Origin of the sequence: Citrobacter sp. Cpo126 (assembly GCF_030332445.1) — a bacterium.
Taxonomy (GTDB): domain Bacteria; phylum Pseudomonadota; class Gammaproteobacteria; order Enterobacterales; family Enterobacteriaceae; genus Citrobacter; species Citrobacter portucalensis.
The window spans coordinates 112,806-131,870 of record NZ_JAOWHT010000032.1 but is presented as its reverse complement, the minus strand read 5'-3'; the positions used below and the strand labels follow the sequence as shown (position 1 = coordinate 131,870).

At 51.9% G+C, this 19,065-nt stretch carries 20 protein-coding genes; 9 read left to right on the top strand and 11 right to left on the bottom strand.

Annotation, left to right across the window (positions count from 1 at the left end; genetic code table 11):
• Window positions 1-68 precede the first annotated feature (68 nt).
• The 3 genes from prc to msrC all read right to left on the bottom strand — a co-directional run bounded on the left by prc (window position 69) and on the right by msrC (window position 3,417).
• Entirely contained in the window at window positions 69-2,117 is a 2,049-nt protein-coding gene (gene prc / locus OGY17_RS09915; RefSeq protein WP_048235216.1) for a carboxy terminal-processing peptidase, read from the bottom strand.
• A 19-nt stretch (window positions 2,118-2,136) separates the two neighbouring features.
• Window positions 2,137-2,823, bottom strand: a complete 687-nt coding sequence (gene proQ, locus OGY17_RS09910; protein ID WP_286607118.1) for an RNA chaperone ProQ — start codon at window positions 2,821-2,823, stop codon at window positions 2,137-2,139.
• Between the two features lie 96 nt (window positions 2,824-2,919).
• On the bottom strand, window positions 2,920-3,417 hold the full coding sequence (msrC, locus tag OGY17_RS09905; RefSeq protein WP_003833782.1) for a free L-methionine (R)-S-oxide reductase MsrC: 498 nt from the start codon (window positions 3,415-3,417) through the stop codon (window positions 2,920-2,922).
• Between the two features lie 128 nt (window positions 3,418-3,545).
• Between msrC and yebS the strand changes: the two genes are divergently transcribed.
• From yebS to OGY17_RS09880, 5 genes are all read left to right on the top strand, one after another.
• Window positions 3,546-4,829, top strand: a complete 1,284-nt coding sequence (gene yebS / locus OGY17_RS09900) for a membrane integrity lipid transport subunit YebS (protein ID WP_286607116.1) — start codon at window positions 3,546-3,548, stop codon at window positions 4,827-4,829.
• Window positions 4,798-7,431 (top strand): PqiB family protein, encoded by a 2,634-nt coding sequence (locus tag OGY17_RS09895; RefSeq protein WP_286607113.1) that lies wholly within the window; start codon window positions 4,798-4,800, stop codon window positions 7,429-7,431. Before yebS ends, OGY17_RS09895 begins: the two co-directional genes overlap by 32 nt.
• A gap of 79 nt (window positions 7,432-7,510) precedes the next feature.
• On the top strand, window positions 7,511-8,932 hold the full coding sequence (rsmF, locus tag OGY17_RS09890) for a 16S rRNA (cytosine(1407)-C(5))-methyltransferase RsmF (protein ID WP_071992550.1): 1,422 nt from the start codon (window positions 7,511-7,513) through the stop codon (window positions 8,930-8,932).
• A 100-nt stretch (window positions 8,933-9,032) separates the two neighbouring features.
• Entirely contained in the window at window positions 9,033-9,269 is a 237-nt protein-coding gene (locus tag OGY17_RS09885) for a YebV family protein (RefSeq protein ID WP_029139506.1), read from the top strand.
• 102 nt (window positions 9,270-9,371) lie between these two features.
• A complete protein-coding gene (locus tag OGY17_RS09880; RefSeq protein WP_003034941.1) occupies window positions 9,372-9,563 on the top strand; it encodes a YdfD/YebW family protein in 192 nt (63 codons plus the stop codon).
• Here the strand turns inward: OGY17_RS09880 and pphA are convergent, their stop codons facing one another.
• From pphA to yobA, 4 genes are all read right to left on the bottom strand, one after another.
• Entirely contained in the window at window positions 9,564-10,205 is a 642-nt protein-coding gene (pphA, locus tag OGY17_RS09875) for a protein-serine/threonine phosphatase (RefSeq protein WP_111465450.1), read from the bottom strand. It abuts the gene before it with no gap.
• A gap of 412 nt (window positions 10,206-10,617) precedes the next feature.
• Entirely contained in the window at window positions 10,618-10,956 is a 339-nt protein-coding gene (locus tag OGY17_RS09870; RefSeq protein WP_003833793.1) for a YebY family protein, read from the bottom strand.
• A gap of 20 nt (window positions 10,957-10,976) precedes the next feature.
• The gene (copD, locus tag OGY17_RS09865) at window positions 10,977-11,849 is read right to left on the bottom strand and encodes a copper homeostasis membrane protein CopD (RefSeq protein ID WP_008785042.1); all 873 of its coding nucleotides are present in this window, start codon (window positions 11,847-11,849) and stop codon (window positions 10,977-10,979) included.
• Window positions 11,850-11,852: 3 nt separating this feature from the next.
• Window positions 11,853-12,227, bottom strand: a complete 375-nt coding sequence (yobA, locus tag OGY17_RS09860; RefSeq protein ID WP_286607111.1) for a CopC domain-containing protein YobA — start codon at window positions 12,225-12,227, stop codon at window positions 11,853-11,855.
• 143 nt (window positions 12,228-12,370) lie between these two features.
• Between yobA and OGY17_RS09855 the strand changes: the two genes are divergently transcribed.
• The 3 genes from OGY17_RS09855 to exoX all read left to right on the top strand — a co-directional run bounded on the left by OGY17_RS09855 (window position 12,371) and on the right by exoX (window position 14,050).
• Window positions 12,371-12,601: a DNA polymerase III subunit theta gene (locus OGY17_RS09855; RefSeq protein WP_003034925.1), complete on the top strand. Its 231-nt coding sequence runs from the start codon at window positions 12,371-12,373 to the stop codon at window positions 12,599-12,601.
• 106 nt (window positions 12,602-12,707) lie between these two features.
• Entirely contained in the window at window positions 12,708-13,364 is a 657-nt protein-coding gene (locus tag OGY17_RS09850; protein WP_008785043.1) for a carbon-nitrogen hydrolase family protein, read from the top strand.
• A gap of 23 nt (window positions 13,365-13,387) precedes the next feature.
• Window positions 13,388-14,050 carry an exodeoxyribonuclease X gene (gene exoX / locus OGY17_RS09845; protein ID WP_003833802.1) on the top strand — a complete coding sequence of 221 codons (663 nt, stop codon included), beginning with the start codon at window positions 13,388-13,390 and terminating at the stop codon, window positions 14,048-14,050.
• Here the strand turns inward: exoX and ptrB are convergent.
• The 4 genes from ptrB to yebG all read right to left on the bottom strand — a co-directional run bounded on the left by ptrB (window position 14,041) and on the right by yebG (window position 17,701).
• On the bottom strand, window positions 14,041-16,095 hold the full coding sequence (gene ptrB, locus OGY17_RS09840; RefSeq protein ID WP_188110089.1) for an oligopeptidase B: 2,055 nt from the start codon (window positions 16,093-16,095) through the stop codon (window positions 14,041-14,043). The genes exoX and ptrB overlap by 10 nt on opposite strands.
• 86 nt (window positions 16,096-16,181) lie before the next feature.
• On the bottom strand, window positions 16,182-16,841 hold the full coding sequence (locus tag OGY17_RS09835; protein WP_048235202.1) for a tellurite resistance TerB family protein: 660 nt from the start codon (window positions 16,839-16,841) through the stop codon (window positions 16,182-16,184).
• A gap of 94 nt (window positions 16,842-16,935) precedes the next feature.
• The gene (gene yebF, locus OGY17_RS09830) at window positions 16,936-17,289 is read right to left on the bottom strand and encodes a protein YebF (protein WP_020996626.1); all 354 of its coding nucleotides are present in this window, start codon (window positions 17,287-17,289) and stop codon (window positions 16,936-16,938) included.
• Window positions 17,290-17,410: 121 nt separating this feature from the next.
• Window positions 17,411-17,701 (bottom strand): DNA damage-inducible protein YebG, encoded by a 291-nt coding sequence (gene yebG / locus OGY17_RS09825; RefSeq protein ID WP_032943780.1) that lies wholly within the window; start codon window positions 17,699-17,701, stop codon window positions 17,411-17,413.
• A gap of 132 nt (window positions 17,702-17,833) precedes the next feature.
• On the opposite strand from yebG, the gene purT reads away from it, so the two are divergent.
• On the top strand, window positions 17,834-19,012 hold the full coding sequence (gene purT, locus OGY17_RS09820; protein WP_079934737.1) for a formate-dependent phosphoribosylglycinamide formyltransferase: 1,179 nt from the start codon (window positions 17,834-17,836) through the stop codon (window positions 19,010-19,012).
• Window positions 19,013-19,065: the final 53 nt, after the last annotated feature.

Here is a 19,065-nt window from a genome sequence, read left to right as displayed (position 1 = left end):
TCGTATCAGACTGACGTCTTCATGCACTTGTTAAAAAAACAGGCACAATTTCTTGTGCCTGTTCGAGGTTATTGACTGGTTGCGGGCTGTTCCGCTGGCTTTTCTTTTTCAAGATGCGCCAGGTCGAGCGCGATTTTTACCGTTTCATCCAGGTATGGATCCGGTTCCTGGTAATCCTTCGGTAGATCGTCCAGTTTCTTCAGCAGCGGTTTGCCTTCACGCTTGAACCGATCGTTAATACGCGCCAGACGCATTGCGTCATCTTCGTTATTCTCTTTTTCACGCTGAGCGTAATTCAGAGAAGCGATGTTGCGCTTATCCTTCATCGCATTGAAACGCGCAATGTCCTTCATGATGTACTGGAACTCAGGATCGTTCGCAATACGTGCATTGTGCTCTTTCAGCAATTCAGGTCCGAACGGCGTCAGATTATCTGACTTGGTGTAGGTCGCCGCATCAATGCTGTCCCACGGCAGCGCGTTATCTTCAAACTTCTCGCCGGTTTCAGTTTCTTCATTACCTGTCGGCATGATGATATCTGGCGTAACACCCTTACGCTGCGTGCTGCCACCGTTTACGCGGTAGAATTTCTGGATCGTGTACTGAACAGAACCCAGCGCTGGCCATTCCGGACGCAGCATCTGATCGTAAATACGGTTCAGGGAGCGATACTGCTGAACTGTGCCTTTACCGAAGGTTGGTTCACCAACGATCAGCGCTCGGCCATAATCCTGCATTGCCGCAGCGAAAATCTCTGATGCTGAGGCGCTGAAGCGATCGACCAATACCACCAGCGGGCCTTTGTAGTACACAACGCCGTCGGTATCGCTGTCTTCACGCACTTTACCGTTATTGTCACGAACCTGAACCACCGGGCCGGATGGAATGAACAGACCGGAAAGCGAAACCGCTTCAGTCAGTGCTCCACCGCCGTTGGTACGCAGATCGATGATGATGCTGCTGACGTTCTGTTTTTCCAGTTTCTGCAGCTGGACTTTGACATCATCAGTCAGACCAACATAGAAACCAGGAATATCCAGTACGCCGACTTTTTCTTTGCCAACGGTTTTCACGGACATTTTAACGGCACGGTCTTCGAGACGGATACGTTCACGCGTTAGCGTCACAGTGCGTGTCTTGGTACCTTTACCGGCAGGCAGAATTTCAAGGCGTACCTTGCTGCCTTTAGGCCCTTTGATCAGTGCCACGACATCATCCAGACGCCAGCCAATCACATCGACCATGCCCTTGCCCGTCTGCCCGACGCCGACAATACGATCGCCAACGCTGATCGCTTTGCTCTTGGCTGCCGGACCACCTGCTACCATGGAGTTAATGACGGTGTAGTCATCATCCATCTGCAGAACCGCGCCAATACCTTCCAAAGACAAGCTCATTTCAGTATTGAACTGCTCGGTATTGCGCGGAGAGAGATAGTTAGTATGCGGGTCGATTTCACGGGCGAACGCTGTCATCGCCAGTGAGAACACATCTTCGCTGTTGGTCTGCGCCAGACGGCGAATCGCAAATTTGTAGCGGCGCGTCAGCGTTTCGCGGATTTCCGCATCGGTTTTACCGGTCAGCTTCAGGCTGAGTTCGTCAAATTTAACCTTGCCGTCCCACAGCGCATTAAGCTCTGCTTCGCTCTTCGGCCACGGCGCTTTACTTCGGTCGAGGTTAAAGGTGTCGTTACCGGTGAAATCCATTGGACGTGCCAGTACGCTTAATGCGTACTGATAACGTTCAAATCGGCGTTTTTGCGCCAGATTATAGAGATCGTAAAAGACATCCAGCTTGCCGGTGCGCAGTTCATCGCCGAGGACCGTTTTCTTTTTTGCATACTGTTCGATATCGCTAGCCAGCAGCACGTTGTGGCTGTAGTCGAGCAAATTCAAATAGCGGTCAAAAATTTTTGCCGAAAACGCCTGATCCAGATCGAACTGGCGATAGTGTGATCGCGTAAAACGCGACGTCACACGTTCGCTTACCGTTGCATGCTGGGTTTCTTCCTTTAAAACGGGGATTTGATCGGCACGCGTGATGTCTTCCACAGCAAGTGCCTGGCCTGCTAATGCAAGCAGACCAGCTAACGCAGTAAGCCTAAAAAAAGTGTTCATGCCAGGCCTGGCCTCCGTTTCAGAACAACAGGTGTTCTGCGCGTACAATCAAAGACATACCCGAATTCAGCTGTACACGGACGCCATCTTTGGTGATTTCTAATACGGTGGCATCCATCGCATTATTTCCTGCTTTCACCTTCAGAGACTGCCCTACCGTCAGTACTGAAATATCAGATACCGGGGTATGCTGTTCTTCGCGAGGAGCACGCGGTGCTTTTGCTGCTGGTTTTTCAGCGCGAGGTTTACGCTCAGCACCTTCTTTACGACGCGGTGCAGGACGCGGCTTACGCTCGCGACGCGGGGCGTCTTCTTTTTCACCGGCGGCAGCGGCCGCTTCGCGTTTTTTCGCCTGTTGCTCTGCGCGTTGCGCCTGAACACGGGCTTTAGCTTCTTCCAGCTGTTTGCGAGCATGTTCAACATGTTGTTCATCCAGCTCACCACAAGGGTTGCCGTCGAGATCAACACGCGTTGCACCCAATTTAACGCCATACAGATAGCGCCAGCTTGAAGTATAGAGACGTAAGGCAGAACGGAGCTGCGTCTTGCTGAGGTTCATTTCACCCTCAACACGCTCTACCAGATCCTGAAAAATGCCAATTTTCAGTGGGCGCGCTTCGCCTTCCGCACTAAAACACTGCGGGAAGCGTTCGGCCAGAAACGCGATGACTTCTTTACTGCTATTCAACTTAGGTTGATTTTCCATGAAATTTCCTGATTACAACGGACGTAGCCAACAAGCGCAGGCATGAACAGGCGACATTATAATGACGTCATCAGTAATTGCTACGTTATCCGTTGATTATCCTGCGACGCGCGCAAAGAATTTTTTGTAATCCGTCGTTGCAAGCACGGTTTCAAGCTGTGCCACAAGCGTACGCAGACCTTGTTCATCTTCTTCAGTAAAGCGGCCAAATGCCGTGCTATCAATATCCAGCACACCGATTATCTGATTGTCGACAGCGATCGGCAGGACGATTTCAGCGTTGCTGGCGGCATCACAGGCGATGTGCCCATCAAAAGCATGTACGTCCTCAATACGCTGAACCTGGTTCTGCGCCACTGCGGTACCGCACACACCGCGCCCTACCGGGATCCGCACGCAGGCAATTTTGCCCTGGAAGGGACCAAGCACCAGCGTATCGTCCTCAAGCAGGTAAAAACCGGCCCAATTCACTTCTGCAAGACGCTCGTACAACAATGCGCTGGTATTCGCCAGCGTTGCCAGAAAACTGGTTTCACCTGCCATCAATGCCTGAAAATCACGGTTCAGATCCGTGTATAGCTCTATTTTGTTCATTATATAATCACTTAGTTGTCTTACTTAAAACTGCAGCCTACTAAAATAAACATTAAATGCGTTAATGCTCAAGATCATTCCCGTCATGAGTTAAGATAACATTACTTCAACAATTTGATTCGCGATACATGGCCTTAACGACACCACGCATCACGCCAACTAAAAAAATAGCCATCAGGTCCATCGGTGAGGCACTACCTCGTGCACATTATCATCGCTGCCCTGAATGTGACCTGATATTTAGCTTGCCTAAAATTCGTTCGCACCAAAGTGCCTTTTGCCCACGCTGCCAGGCAAAAATTCGTGACGGACGCGACTGGTCGTTAACGCGACTGGCGGCAATGGCTTTCACCATGTTGCTGCTGATGCCCTTTGCCTGGGGAGAGCCACTCCTGCACATCTATTTATTAGGTGTGCGCATTGATGCCAATGTGATGCAAGGCATCTGGCAAATGACCCGACAAGGTGATCCCCTCACCGCCTCCTTCGTGCTTTTTTGCGTCGCTGGTGCGCCACTAATTCTCGTGACCTCAATCGCTTATCTGTGGTTTGGTAATATTCTCGGGATGAACCTGCGCCCGGTGCTGCTGATGCTGGAAAGGCTCAAAGAGTGGGTGATGCTCGATATTTACCTGGTGGGTATCGGCGTCGCATCAATCAAGGTTCAGGACTATGCTTTTTTGCAGCCTGGCGTGGGGCTGTTTGCTTTTATTGCGCTGGTGATCCTCAGTATTTTGACGCTGTCGCATCTTAACGTTGAGCAGCTTTGGGACCGTTTCTACCCGCAAAGACCGGCTCGTCGGCCCGATGAAAAGCTCCGCGTCTGCCTCGGCTGCCATTTTACAGGTTATCCGGATGCCCGCGGTCGCTGCCCTCGCTGCCATATCCCGTTGCGCTGGCGCAGAAATCAAAGTATCCAAAAGTGTTGGGCGGCACTGCTGGCCTCGATTGTCCTGCTTTTGCCCGCTAACCTGCTGCCCATCTCGATAATTTATGTCAACGGCGGCCGGCAGGAAGACACAATCCTGTCAGGCATAATGTCTTTGGCAAACAGTAATGTCGGCGTAGCGGCGATCGTGTTTATCGCCAGTATATTAGTGCCATTCACCAAAGTGATTGTGATGTTTACGTTGCTATTCAGCATCCACTTTAATTGTGAACAAGGGTTGCGCACCCGTATAAAACTACTGCGTATGGTGACCTGGATTGGCCGCTGGTCAATGCTCGATCTCTTTGTTATCGCGTTAACCATGTCGCTGATAAATCGCGATCAGATACTTGCTTTCACTATGGGACCGGCTGCGTTTTATTTCGGCGCAGCGGTAATATTGACTATTCTTGCTGTGGAATGGCTGGACAGCCGCTTACTTTGGGATGCACATGAGTCAGGAAACGCCCGCTTCGCAGACTGAAGCGCAGATTAAAACAAAACGCCGTATATCCCCGTTCTGGCTGCTGCCGTTCATCGCGCTGATGATCGCAGGATGGCTTATCTGGGGAAGCTATGAAGATCGCGGCAATACCGTGACCATTGACTTTATGTCTGCGGACGGCATTGTGCCAGGCCGTACTCCCGTTCGTTATCAGGGCGTTGAAGTGGGCACGGTGCAGGATATCAACCTCAGCAAAGATCTGCGCAAAATTGAAGTCCGCGTCAGCATCAAATCGAGCATGAAAAATGCTCTGCGCAAAGATACCCAGTTCTGGCTGGTCACGCCGAAGGCGTCGCTGGCTGGGGTTTCTGGTCTGGATGCGTTGGTTGGCGGCAACTATATCGGCATGATGCCCGGTACTGGCGAGGCCGAGGATCATTTCGTCGCCCTCGACACCCAGCCCAAGTATCGTCTGGATAATGGCGATTTAATGCTGCATCTGCGCGCCCCTGATCTCGGATCGCTTAATAGCGGTTCACTGGTTTATTTCCGTAAGATTCCGGTGGGCAGGGTCTATGACTACACCATCAACCCGAACCATCAGGGCGTAACCATCGATGTATTGATTGAACGTCGCTTCACCAATCTGGTGAAAAAAGGCAGCCGCTTCTGGAACGTCTCCGGTGTAAATGCGGATGTCAGCCTTAGCGGTGCGAAGGTAAAACTGGAGAGTCTGGCGGCGCTGGTCAACGGTGCCATTGCTTTTGATTCACCCGAAGACTCAAAACCTGCTGCGGCAGACGACACGTTTGGTCTATATCAGGATCTCGCGCACAGCCAGCGTGGAGTAATCGTCAAGCTTGATTTACCCAGCGGAGATGGACTCAAAGCAGGCTCAACATCGCTGATGTATCAAGGATTAGAAGTCGGTCAGCTCACAAAACTGGATTTAAACCCAGGCGGTAAAGTCACCGGCGAAATGACAGTCGATCCCAGCGTCGTAACGCTGCTGCGTGACAACACACGAATTGAGTTACACAGCCCTAAATTATCGTTAAGCGATGTGAATCTCAGTTCGCTGCTAACAGGTAAAACTTTCGAGCTAGTACCTGGCGAAGGCGAGCCGCGTAACCAGTTTGTCGTTATTCCCGCTGAGAAGTCGTTGTTACACGACCCAGGCGTCATGACGTTTACGCTGACCGCGCCGGAGAGTTACGGTATTGATGCTGGCCAACCGCTAATTCTTCACGGCGTACAGGTCGGTCAGGTGATTGAGCGTACGCTTTCCAGCAAAGGCGTCTCATTTACCGTTGCTGTTGAACCACAGCATCGTGACCTGGTGCAGGGTGACAGTAAGTTCGTGGTGAACAGCCGCGTGGATGTCAAAGTCGGACTTGATGGCGTGGAGTTCCTTGGCGCCAGCGCCAGTGAGTGGCTCAGCGGCGGCATTCGTATTTTGCCCGGTACTAAAGGTGAAATGAAAAAAAGCTACCCGCTTTACGCTAACCTGGAGAAAGCGATTGAAAACAGTCTGAGCGATCTGCCAACCACTACGGTCAGCCTGAGCGCCGAAACGCTACCTGATGTACAGGCTGGCTCGGTGGTGCTTTACCGCAAATTCGAGGTCGGTGAAGTGATTAGCGTTCGTCCTCGCGCCGATGCGTTTGATATCGATCTGCATATCAAACCGGAATATCGCAACCTGTTGACCAGCAACAGCGTGTTCTGGGCCGAAGGCGGAGCAAAAGTTCAGCTTAACGGCAGCGGATTAACCGTACAGGCATCTCCCCTTTCACGCGCGCTGAAAGGGGCGATTAGCTTCGATAATTTAAGCGGAGCCAGCGCCAGTCAACGTAAAGGTGACAAGCGTATTCTGTATGCTTCGGAAACCGCCGCGCGTGCGGTCGGCGGCCAGATAACGCTGCATGCGTTCGATGCCGGTAAACTCGCTGCTGGCATGCCAATTCGCTACCTGGGAATCGATATCGGACAGATCCAGACGCTTGAGCTGATCACCGCCCGTAATGAAGTTCAGGCAAAAGCGGTTCTGTACCCGGAATACGTGCAGACCTTCGCGCGAAGCGGTACCCGTTTCTCCGTGATCACCCCGCAAATTTCGGCAGCGGGCGTGGAGCATCTGGATACAATCCTGCAGCCATATATCAACGTTGAACCAGGACGCGGTAATCCGCGCCGTGATTTTGAGCTGCAGGAAGCCACCATTACCGACTCTCGTTACCTCGATGGTCTGAGTATTGTGGTTGAAGCACCAGAAGCAGGTTCGCTGAATATCGGAACCCCGGTGTTGTTCAGAGGTATTGAAGTGGGGACCGTCACCGGGCTGACGCTGGGCTCGCTTTCCGATCGTGTGATGGTTGCCATGCGCATTAGCCAACGCTATCAGCATCTGGTACGCAACAACTCCGTGTTCTGGCTGGCATCCGGCTACAATCTCGACTTCGGCCTGACCGGCGGTGTCGTGAAGACCGGTACCTTCAATCAGTTCATCCGCGGCGGCATCGCCTTCGCGACTCCACCGGGTACACCGTTGGCTCCGAAAGCGCAGGCAGGTAAACACTTCCTGTTGCTGGAAAGTGAACCTAAAGAGTGGCGTGAATGGGGAACCGCCCTGCCACGTTAACCTCTCCACTTGCTCCGGCGTACGCGCGCCGGAGCACTTATGCTACACTGCGCACCTGTTTTTTTGCCGGTGGTACCAAGTGGCTTATTTTCCCGACGCCTTTCTGACTCAAATGCGTGAAGCAATGCCTTCCACGCTCTCATTCGATGAATTTCTCGCTGCCTGTCAGCGCCCGTTGCGCCGCAGCATTCGCGTCAATACGCTGAAAATCTCCGTTGCCGATTTCCTCGCGCTGACAGCACCTTACAACTGGTCTCTCACTCCGGTTCCCTGGTGTGCTGAAGGCTTTTGGATCGAGCGTGATGATGAAGAGTCAGTGCCGCTCGGCAGCACCGCAGAACATTTAAGTGGCCTGTTTTATATTCAGGAAGCCAGTTCAATGCTGCCAGTCGCAGCACTGTTCGCCGAAGGCAATACCCCGGAACGCGTAATGGATGTTGCGGCAGCCCCCGGCTCCAAAACCACGCAAATTGCCGCAAAAATGAATAATCGAGGCGCCATTCTGGCGAATGAGTTTTCTGCCAGTCGCGTCAAAGTCCTGCATGCCAATATCAGCCGTTGCGGGATAGCCAACGTCGCCCTGACCCATTTTGACGGACGCGTATTTGGCGCTGCGTTGCCGGAATCATTTGATGCCATATTGCTCGACGCACCGTGTTCCGGTGAAGGCGTGGTGCGTAAAGACCCCGATGCGCTAAAAAACTGGTCCGTAGAAAGTAATCTGGAAATTGCCGCAACCCAGCGCGAACTGCTCGACAGCGCCTTCCACGCCCTGCGTCCCGGTGGCACATTGGTTTACTCGACCTGTACGCTTAATCGTGACGAAAATGAAAATATCATGCAGTGGTTGATAGAGACCTACCCTGATGCCGTCGAGTTTTTACCTCTGGGCGATTTATTTCCGCAGGCCGAACGCGCCCTGACGCCGGAAGGATTCCTGCATGTATTCCCGCAGATTTACGATTGCGAAGGTTTCTTCGTTGCGCGTTTACGCAAAACAGCTGCAATCCCTGCACTACCTGCGCCGAAGTACAAAGTCGGAAACTTCCCGTTTAGCCCGCTTAAAGGACGCGAATCTGCGCTTGTCACGCAAGCCGCGAGCGCTTGTGGACTGCAGTGGGAAGATAATTTGCGCCTGTGGCAGCGCGATAAAGAGATCTGGCTGTTCCCGACTGAAATTGAACCTCTGATTGGCAAGGTTCGCTTTTCTCGACTCGGGATCAAACTGGCCGAAACCCACAATAAAGGGTATCGCTGGCAGCATGAGGCCGTTATCGCCCTCGCCGACCCGAACCACAGCCATGCATTCGAACTGACCCTTGCCGAAGCGGAAGAGTGGTATCGCGGTAGAGATGTTTACCCGCAAACCGCACCGACGAGTGACGACGTACTGGTTACGTTCCAGCATCAGCCGATCGGTCTGGCAAAACGCATTGGATCGCGACTGAAGAATAGTTACCCGCGCGATCTTGTCCGGGATGGCAAACTCTTTACGGGATAACGCACGTTTTTACTGGCGCTTTTGCTAACGTTGACTACGCTGAAAAATGGACGGCCTAACTGGTCGTACCACAACCAGCAAATTAACGGAGAGCACGATGATGAAAACCAGTGTGCGCATTGGCGCTTTTGAAATCGACGACGCCGAGTTACATGGCGAATCGCCGGGGGACCGAACGTTAACCATTCCGTGTAAATCCGATCCGGATTTATGTATGCAACTGGATGCCTGGGATGCCGACACCAGCGTCCCGGCCCTGTTGAACGGAGAACATTCAGTACTATTTCGCGAACACTACGATCGTAAGTCAGATGCCTGGATCATGCGCCTTGCCTGATTCAAAAAGAACCCGTCGCCAGACGGGTTATTTCTTGGTTAATTTCCCTCATCTATCAACATCTTCTACACTACAGGTATGGCTTTACCATTTGAGGATGGAATGTTCACGCTGGTTCTTTTTGTGTGCTATCTGGATGGCGGTTGTGAAGATATCGTGGTTGATGTCTACAAAACTGAGCAGCAGTGCCTGATATCGATGGACGATCAACGTATTCGTAACGGCGGATGTTTACCTGCGGACGACTACATCGACAGTTTCTGGCATCCGGCCCAGGAATACAGCGATTTTTGATTATTGCAGTTGTACCAGCGTTAACTCGCCGCCGAATACAGCACCGGTATCAATATAGTGTAGATTCTCGCGATCCAGCCGATGGCGCAACGGCGTGTGGCCAAACCAGAAGTGATCCGCGCCGTGAATCCCACAACCATTGCGCATCAGCCTCGAGCGGTCCCACAGCACGCGCTGTAAATCGATCTCTTTTAGCCACTGATAATCATCATCCGGGTAATCGGCATGAGCAATAACGTGTATACCGTTTTGACAATGCAGCTCCAGAATCCAGGGTAACTGCCAACACGCTTCAAGAGCAAATTTCGCTGCCGGTTGCTCCGCCTGCTCGAACCACGAGCCTCCATTCATAAACCACATGAATTGATCCCCCGTCGCCAGCGCGTCCAGCGCCATCTGTTCATGGTTCCCCCTGACCGCGACAATCCAGCGTTTACGCAGTAGTTTCAGACAACGCAAACTGTCTGGTCCACGGTCGATAACATCCCCCACTGAAACCAGCAAATCCTGCCAGGGATCAAAACGGTACTGGCGAAGTTTAGCCATCAGCATCGAGAAGCATCCGTGGATATCCCCAACCACCCAAACGTGGCGCCACTGCGTACCGTCGATTCGTTGATAGATATTGCCAGGTCGTCCCATGTCGCCTCCAGAATACAAGGGTACCTGGTTATAATTTTAGCAATGATGGCAAAAAAGCCTGGACGATCGTGGGCAGGAGTATGGTATGGTTTATGGAGAATGCAGCATGCGATACGCCGTGTTTTGCCCTGGATGGCATCGCATTCGCCACATAAAAAGAGACCGAATACGATTCCTGTATTCGGTCCAGGGAAATGGCTCTTGGGAGAGAGCCGTGCGCTAAAAGTTGGCATTAATGCAGGCTAAGTTACCCTGCCATTTAAGAATAGATGACAGCGCCAGGTTTTCCAGTCCGCGACTAAAGTGGCCGGAAAAAAAGGACGTTTGTTACGCATCCAAACGCAAAAACCGCAAGTTCTCCTGCGAGATCCTTGCGGTTTTTTATTGGAAATCAGAGCGCTACATCTGACAATTAGCAGAGCTTTTCTGCACGCTCTACAAACGGTGCCAGGCTCATTTTTTCGCCCGGTTTCGCCGGATCATCAATCTGGATAATCTCGATCGGCTTTGCCGTGGTTTTTCCGCTCTCCACCTGCTGTCTGGCGACATCATTCAACGGGTATTGCACCAGCGTACTGGGATTGATGACATACAGCGCGTTACCTGGACGGCAGGTCAGCATCACCTCTTCCCGATTAAACGCCCACTTATCTTTGCCAACCTCAAAACGGCTGACGGTAATGACCTGCGGCGCAGCCAGCGCGGCTCCGGAGCTTGCCAGGAGTAATAAAGAGATAATGATTTTTTTCATGCGTTTCGCCAGTCCATCAATCAGAAAGGTTCAAGGGTTGCAAACAAGCTGACAATCGCCAGCACAACGGCTCCTATGCCCCATTCCAGCTTGGTCATCCAAATAAAATAGAGAGTCATGCCGCGGTTATCCTGCCGCATGCGTGGTACCAGAACATACCGATTCACCAGCGCAATCGCCACCATTAACATGACCAGGGCACCTTTTAACAAAAGCAGTCGCCCGTAAGCCATGTGCCAGGGAACAGAAAAACCGACAATAAACAGCGCATTCATAATACCGGTTAGTAAAACACCGATAACGAAAAGATGCCCATAGCGTGAGAAGCGCATCATGGTACTGATGGCCTGTTCCCGCCAGCGACCTTGCGCCATTCGCATACAGTAAAGTACGGGCAGCAAACCGCCGAACCAGGCGGCAGCGCATACCAAATGTAAGGCGTGGTTAACCTGCTGGATTGCGCCAGGGATACCGCTGTGCAGCGTCGCATGTCCGACGCCAGCCAGCAAAATAAACTGCGCAATTGTCAGCATTAACAGCAGTCGCGGCATGCTACGCGGCACCATGATGGTCACCACCAGCGTGACCAACGCGAGGATAATCTGCCATAACCAGACGCCGCCAAATTGCGTTTGCAACACGGCGAGCCAAACATCAGTAGAGACAACATCCCGCCAGCCTGAGCCCATTAACCCACCCTGAATCGCCAGCATCAGCGTCGCGCTGATAAAGCTCCACGTCGCAGCATGCCGTTGCAGACGTAAAAAACGACGCATCATTAAACGACGAACCGAAACGGGGGCCAGCCATGCGCCGTAAAGCGCACAGCCAAACACCAGCATCAAAGCGGTAAAATGGATAAACCGTAGCGCAACCCAGGTAAATGCCAGCATTGGTTATTTCACGCTAAAGGTATATTGCCCCTTCGTCTTGTGACCATCCACGGAGACAACGTGCCAGTCGACCGTATATTTTCCTGCTTCAAGCGTTTGATCAAGCGGAACAATCAGCTGCGTTTTGTCCTGCTCACTGCGCGATGCCTTGCCCGTTTTGATCTGTTCTTTGTTAGGACCGGTCAGCGTTGCACCGCTGAATCCCGGCTCTACGCCTTCAGAAAAATTCAGCGTCAACGCCTGAGGAGATGCCGTCACTTCAGCGTTAGCCGCCGGACTTTGTTTTGTGAGGTGGGCATGCGCCAATGCCGCAGGTGTTGCCAGAACGCTGGCGAGTACGATGAGCGCGTTGCGAAGCATAGATGCAGATGAAGCCATTTCAACTATTCCTTTTTGTTATGTCTAACCTGTAGAGAATAACCTTCTACAATGGTCGAGTCGAGAATCATCATTTCTGTCTTGCCATTAACGCACACTCTTAGTAACTTTGCGCGCCGAAAGACAGAGAAAAGGAGAAGCCCATGAACATCAATCTGGCCAAACTTGAGCAAGCGGAAATGGATAAGGTCAATGTCGATCTGGCTGCGGCTGGAGTGGCATTTAAGGAGCGATACAATATGCCCGTTGTTGCAGAAGTTGTTGAACGCGAACAGCCAGAGCATTTACGCGACTGGTTCCGCGAAAGACTCATCGCGCACCGCCTGGCATCCGTTTCGCTTTCACGTTTACCATACGAGCCTAAAGTTAAATAAAACTTATATTACGTTACGATTCCTTACATGACGCCTGCTACAGTATAAGCATATTCTTAATCCACACATTAAGGATGGTTGTAGACACTATGAAAAGGAAATCATTATGTCATACTGGAAAATCGCAGCAGCACAATACGAACCTCTTCACACCTCAGTTACCGAACATGTCGCGCATCACCTGCAATTCATTCATGCGGCAGCTCAATGCCAATGTGAATTGCTGGTCTTCCCTTCCCTCTCATTGCTGGGTTGTGTTGATGAGAATGACGCGCTTCCTGCCCCACCCGATGAAGCGCTGTTAGAACCTCTCGCACATGCCGCCGCGACTTATCGCATGACGATAATTGCGGGACTACCGGTAGAACATAACAACCGGTTCGTGAAAGGTATTGCGCTTTTCTCTCCCTGGATGACTTCGCCATTAACCTTCCATCAGAGCCACGGGGCTTGTATTGCCAGACAGCGAAATGCCATCAGCGTTGTAGATAGCCAACCGGAAGGCATTGATATCGACCCGGCTTATTCGCTATTCACCAGCTGCCAGTCAGTCAGTGAACCGGAACTGCTCTCCTCTACATCTCGCCTACAAAGTTTCTCACATAAATTTGCCATCGCGGTATTAATGGCCAATGCGCGGGGTAGCAGTGCGTTATGGGATGAACGAGGTCGATTGATTGTTCGCGCAGACAGCGGTTCGTTGCTGTTAACCGGCCAACGCACGCCACGGGGTTGGCAAGGTGATATCATTCCATTACGCTAGTCGTTTTGGGTCAGGAGCATGGCATGTTGCGCATAATAGATACAGAAACCTGTGGTCTACAGGGAGGCATTGTTGAAATTGCTTCTGTCGACGTGGTTGACGGAAAAATAGTCAACCCCATGAGCCACCTGGTACGCCCTGACCGCCCCATCAGCCCACAGGCGATGGCTATACATCGCATTACTGAAGCAATGGTGGCCGATAAGCCATGGATTGAAGACGTCATCCCACAGTATTACGGCAGCGAATGGTACGTTGCGCACAATGCCAGCTTTGACCGCCGCGTATTGCCCGATATGCCCGGGGAATGGATTTGCACCATGAAGCTCTCCCGTCGGTTGTGGCCGGGGATCAAATACAGCAACATGGCGCTGTATAAATCGCGCAAGCTGAGCGTCCAGACGCCAGCAGGTCTCCACCATCACCGCGCCCTGTACGATTGCTACATTACTGCGGCACTGCTGATCGACATCATGCAGACGTCAGGCTGGACAGCCGATCAAATGGTCGATATTACCGGCCGTCCCGCGTTACTCACTACTTTCACTTTTGGTAAGTACCGCGGAAAACCGGTATCAGAAGTAGCTGAACGCGATCCGGGCTATCTGCGCTGGTTATTTAATAACCTTGACAATATGAGCCCGGAACTGCGATTAACGCTAAAACACTATTTGGATCACGCCTGAGCAGGCAGTGTTCCCTGCGCCAGTCCAATCAAAAAAGCGTACTCAAGGGCCACGCCTTCGTAAGATTTAAAACGCCCGGATTTACCGCCGTGTCCGGAATCCATATCCGTGCAAAGTAGCAGCAAACGATCGTCCGTTTTCAGCTCACGCAGTTTTGCCACCCATTTTGCTGGCTCCCAGTATTGCACCTGGGAATCGTGTAATCCCGTCGTGACCAGCAGATGTGGGTATGCCTGCGCGGTTACATTGTCATACGGGCTGTAGCTTTTCATATAGGTGTAATACTCTTCGTCCTGCGGATTACCCCACTCTTCAAACTCACCGGTCGTCAGGGGAATTGATTCATCGAGCATTGTGGTTACCACATCGACAAACGGCACCTGAGCAATAACACCATGGAAGCGTTCCGGGCGCTCATTAATGGCGACGCCCATTAACATGCCTCCGGCGCTTCCGCCCATGCCATAACATAACTCAGGCGCGCCATAGCCCATTTTTAGCAACGCATCACAGACGTCGAGGTAATCATTAAAAGTATTTTTCTTGTGCAGAAACTTACCGTCCTCGTACCACTGTTGTCCTAATTCACCACCACCACGCACATGGGCAATAGCATAAACAAAGCCACGATCCAGTAAGCTCAAACGGCTGCTGCTGAAATCGGCATCCATGCTGGCGCCATATGATCCATAGCCATAAACCAGTAACGGATTTTTTCCTTTCAGAAAATACTTTTGATGATAAACCAGCGAAACCGGAACCTCGGTGCCATCACGCGCAGTTATCCATAGGTGTTCGCTACGGTAATTCGCCGCATCAAATCCGGGGACCTCCGTCTGCTTAAGCACACGACGTTCCCCGGTGTCCATATCCAGTTCAAACAACGTGTCCGGGGTGGTCATGGAGGAATAGCCATAGCGCAGGCGCGATGTCTCCGGCTCTGGATTATAGGCAAGCCAGGTCACATAAGCCGGATCGTCAAAGGCGATCCCGACCACTTCGCGCGTTTTACGATTAATCTGTCGTAGGCTGGTTAAGCCGCGCTGACGCTCTTCTACCACCAGCCAGTCAGTGAATAGCGTAAAGCCCTCCAGCATCACGTTGTCGCGCGCAGGGATCAGCGTCTCCCAGGCTTGCTCATCACGAACGCGGGTACGATACAGGCCGAAATTTTTCCCCTGACGGTTGGAGCGCAGATAAAAATTGTGTTGATAGTGATCGAGACTGTATTCATGGTCTTTGCGTCGCGCTAAAAAGACCAACGGTTCGGCATCCGCCAGTTCTGCGTCAAGCAGTAAAACCTCACTGGTGGTCGCGCTGGCGATATGAATAACCACATAGTGTAGCGAGGTGGTTTTATGCAGGCTGACATAAAACATATCATCGGCTTCTTCATACACCAGCTCATCCAGTGACGATGGCGAGCCAACCGTATGTCGCCACACCTGATACGGCAATAACGTTGTTTCGTGCTTGCGCACGTAATAGAAAGTCTGAGAATCATTCGCCCAGACCAGATCCGCTTCGACGTTTTCGAGCACTTCCGGATACCAGTTACCGCTTTGCAGGTTGCGAAAACGCACGCCATATTGCCGGCGAGAGAGATAATCTTCTGCCAGCGCCATGATGGTGTTATCCGGAGATATCGCCAGTCCTCCCAGCGTATAAAACTCGCTGTGTGCCGCGCGCTGGTTCCCATCCAACAGAGTATCCCAATCATCCCACTCTTCATTGAAAGCAGACTGACGCTGATAAATAGCATATTCGCACCCCGGTTCATAAATATGCCGGTAGCGATAACCATTCTTCACATAGGGGGCGGAAGCATCCTGAGGCGGGATACGGTCGATAATTTCTTTCAGGACGCGATCCTGCAAAGCCTGCTGCGAGGCCATAACCTGGCGGCCATACGCATTTTCTTGTTGCAGATAATCCAGCACTTCTGGCTGCGAGCGGGTGTCATCTCGCAGCCAGTAATAATTATCAACACGAGTATCGCCATGCTGCGTCATGGCGCGGGGAATACGAGAAGCTTTTGGTAGCATGTCATTGTTCTTTTGCTTAAACATCCTATAAGGGTGGCAAAAGACAGCAATGATGCAAGCGAAACATGCGCCTTAGCGGTAAGTAATTAACCCGGTAAAGCCTGTTTTTGTTCTTTGAGATCCTGTTCAATGCCTTCACGAACATCCTGCGGGATCTTCAACGCATCGCCCAGCGCATTGAGATAGCTACGCTCCATAAAGTGGTCGATATCAATCGCCGCACAGCTCAGGAAGTAAATTTCTAGCGCTTCTTCTTCGTTGCGGATCCCTTGCGCCAGGCGCTGGGGATCTAACGGTTGTTCAATGGCTCTTTCAATCAGAACGCGGCCCTGCTCTTCCACGCCCGCTTCACGAAGCTGCTGCTCAATGGCCGCTCGTTCTTTAGCATCAATATGACCGTCGCTTTTCGCCGCAAAAACCAGCGCCAGGATCAGACGCTCGGTTCGCTCATCCAGCGGTGAGCTTTGTACGCCGAACTGCGGCTCATCCTGATGCGCAGCGCGAACTTTATCTTTGTATTTGTTCCATAACACGGTACCAGCAACCGCACCGCCGCCCACCAGAAGCGCGCTGGTGCCGTATTTACTCAGTAATTTACGTGAAGATTTGTTGGCAACCAGTAATCCTGCCAGACCGCCTAACGCGCCTGGAACCAGAAGTTTACTCAGCCCTTGCTCGCCAGAAGATGACGTGGAGGATCCTTTTTGCCCAAGAAGAGATTGTAGTTGATTCAGCCAATTAGCCATTTTGCCCCTCAAGTACAGACGAATAATCATCAAAGCGTACCCGAGGGGATGTCAGGAAGTGTTCAGGTCATCAAAAGATGTGCAAATACCTGAGTTACTGCGGCTGATATTCCGCCGTTCCGGCTTTGCAGTCGACTTTTACCTGATAGTGAATATCCGCGCTTTTACCGCGAACCGTCAGGGGAACTGACCATTTCCCGTCTTTGCCCGTAATATCGGGCGTGTTGACCCAGGCGACAGGGTCGGCTTGCCCGACGAGTTTTTGATCGTCAGCCCAGCGCGCGATGCGATTTTGCTGATAGTCACGTTTCACGCTTGCCGCAATACCGTCAGCATCCAGTCCTTCGCACTTGGGGAACTGAACATTCTTGCTTTCCATATTTGCCGCAAATACCGATACGCTGGCAGACAATAACAGCAGGCTCAATAACGCTCTTTTTTTATACATTCTTTTCTCCTTAATCTCCCCTTCATCCTTCAGGTTGCCTGCGGCAACGTGAAATTACGTCAGGGATTGCACAATGATTCAGGGAAAAGCATGGTACAAAACGTCAGGAGCGCAAGTCGTTTCAGGCAGCCTGAGTATCATCCTCAGTGTGTGCATCGTTTTCGACAGCCTGTGGCGAAGGCAGCTTGCCGTTTTTCAGAATGGCGCTCAGCACATCTTTTTGCTCAGCCAGCCACAGGGAAAGCGCTTCACGCTGCTCGTCTTCGAGCGCTACCGGCGATTGCTCCAGCCATGTGTCGAGCAGATCTGCTGTATCCAGCATTTTGTCATACGCATCGGCTTCCTTTTTGCTGGTAAACGACATTTTTTCCTCACCTTCCCGAATGACTACGTATTTAACTTCAACCGCCATTTTTGCAGCCTCTTAAATTACCTGTATTTATGTACAGTATATTCTTTTTAAGCCCTGAAATCAACCTGGTAATAAAGACAGACGCAAACGTTTTCGTATATACTGCGCCCAGATAAAACAGGGGATTAATTTATGACGTTATTAGGCACAGCGCTGCGTCCCGCAGCAACGCGAGTGATGTTATTAGGTTCAGGTGAACTGGGTAAAGAAGTGGCGATTGAATGCCAACGCCTGGGTGTGGAAGTCATTGCCGTGGATCGTTACCCCGACGCGCCAGCCATGCACGTTGCCCATCGCTCCTACGTAATTAACATGCTGGATGGCGAGGCATTACGCCAGCTTGTCGAACGTGAAAAACCACATTACATCGTGCCGGAAATAGAGGCGATTGCCACGGATATGCTGATCAAACTGGAACAGGAAGGTCAACACGTTGTGCCTTGCGCACGAGCGACCCAACTGACCATGAACCGGGAAGGAATCCGTCGCCTCGCAGCCGAAGAATTGTCTTTACCCACATCATCTTTCCGTTTTGCAGACACCGAAACACGATTTCGTGAAGCCGTTGCCGAAATCGGCTATCCCTGCATTGTGAAGCCGGTAATGAGTTCTTCCGGCAAGGGGCAGAGCTTTATCCGTTCAGCCGATCAGCTCACCGAGGCGTGGAACTATGCTCAACAGGGAGGCCGGGCAGGCGCCGGACGCGTTATCGTCGAAGGCGTAGTGAATTTTGATTTTGAAATCACCCTGCTAACCGTCAGCGCCGTTGATGGTGTGCATTTCTGCGCGCCGGTAGGTCATCGCCAGGAAGATGGCGATTATCGCGAGTCCTGGCAGCCGCAGCAGATGAGTGACCTGGCGCTGGCGCGCGCGCAGGAGATTGCCCGCAAGGTGGTACTGGCGCTGGGCGGTCACGGACTGTTTGGCGTGGAGCTGTTTGTCTGCGGTGATGAGGTGATTTTCAGCGAAGTCTCCCCTCGCCCTCACGACACGGGTATGGTGACCTTAATTTCGCAGGATCTGTCTGAGTTTGCCCTGCACGTACGTGCATTTCTCGGTCTGCCCGTTGGCGAAATCCGCCAGTATGGACCTTCTGCTTCCGCCGTTATTCTGCCGCAACTTACCAGCCAGAATATCACGTTTGATAACGTGCAAGCCGCTGTAGGTGCGGGTATGCAAGTGCGTTTCTTTGGCAAGCCGGAAATCGACGGGAGCCGTCGTCTGGGCGTTGTGCTGGCCACAGCACAGAGCATTGAAGATGCGGTGATACGCGCGAAAGACGCAGCCGCACAGGTGAAAGTCGCAGGATAAAAACCAGACCCGTAGGCCGGATAAAGCATTGATGCCGTATCCGACCTACGGTT

Coding starts and splice junctions, on each gene's coding strand:
- OGY17_RS09870 (WP_003833793.1), bottom strand. CDS start 10,956: ATGAAAAAAATCATTATCTCTTTATTACTCCTGGCAAGCTCCGGAGCC.
- copD (WP_008785042.1), bottom strand. CDS start 11,849: ATGCTGGCATTTACCTGGGTTGCGCTACGGTTTATCCATTTTACCGCT.
- OGY17_RS09895 (WP_286607113.1), top strand. CDS start 4,798: ATGAGTCAGGAAACGCCCGCTTCGCAGACTGAAGCGCAGATTAAAACA.
- OGY17_RS09855 (WP_003034925.1), top strand. CDS start 12,371: ATGAACATCAATCTGGCCAAACTTGAGCAAGCGGAAATGGATAAGGTC.
- OGY17_RS09880 (WP_003034941.1), top strand. CDS start 9,372: ATGTTCACGCTGGTTCTTTTTGTGTGCTATCTGGATGGCGGTTGTGAA.
- pphA (WP_111465450.1), bottom strand. CDS start 10,205: ATGGGACGACCTGGCAATATCTATCAACGAATCGACGGTACGCAGTGG.
- OGY17_RS09835 (WP_048235202.1), bottom strand. CDS start 16,841: ATGGCTAATTGGCTGAATCAACTACAATCTCTTCTTGGGCAAAAAGGA.
- OGY17_RS09850 (WP_008785043.1), top strand. CDS start 12,708: ATGTCATACTGGAAAATCGCAGCAGCACAATACGAACCTCTTCACACC.
- yebF (WP_020996626.1), bottom strand. CDS start 17,289: ATGTATAAAAAAAGAGCGTTATTGAGCCTGCTGTTATTGTCTGCCAGC.
- yebS (WP_286607116.1), top strand. CDS start 3,546: ATGGCCTTAACGACACCACGCATCACGCCAACTAAAAAAATAGCCATC.
- purT (WP_079934737.1), top strand. CDS start 17,834: ATGACGTTATTAGGCACAGCGCTGCGTCCCGCAGCAACGCGAGTGATG.
- yebG (WP_032943780.1), bottom strand. CDS start 17,701: ATGGCGGTTGAAGTTAAATACGTAGTCATTCGGGAAGGTGAGGAAAAA.
- OGY17_RS09885 (WP_029139506.1), top strand. CDS start 9,033: ATGAAAACCAGTGTGCGCATTGGCGCTTTTGAAATCGACGACGCCGAG.
- proQ (WP_286607118.1), bottom strand. CDS start 2,823: ATGGAAAATCAACCTAAGTTGAATAGCAGTAAAGAAGTCATCGCGTTT.
- ptrB (WP_188110089.1), bottom strand. CDS start 16,095: ATGCTACCAAAAGCTTCTCGTATTCCCCGCGCCATGACGCAGCATGGC.
- prc (WP_048235216.1), bottom strand. CDS start 2,117: ATGAACACTTTTTTTAGGCTTACTGCGTTAGCTGGTCTGCTTGCATTA.
- yobA (WP_286607111.1), bottom strand. CDS start 12,227: ATGGCTTCATCTGCATCTATGCTTCGCAACGCGCTCATCGTACTCGCC.
- msrC (WP_003833782.1), bottom strand. CDS start 3,417: ATGAACAAAATAGAGCTATACACGGATCTGAACCGTGATTTTCAGGCA.
- exoX (WP_003833802.1), top strand. CDS start 13,388: ATGTTGCGCATAATAGATACAGAAACCTGTGGTCTACAGGGAGGCATT.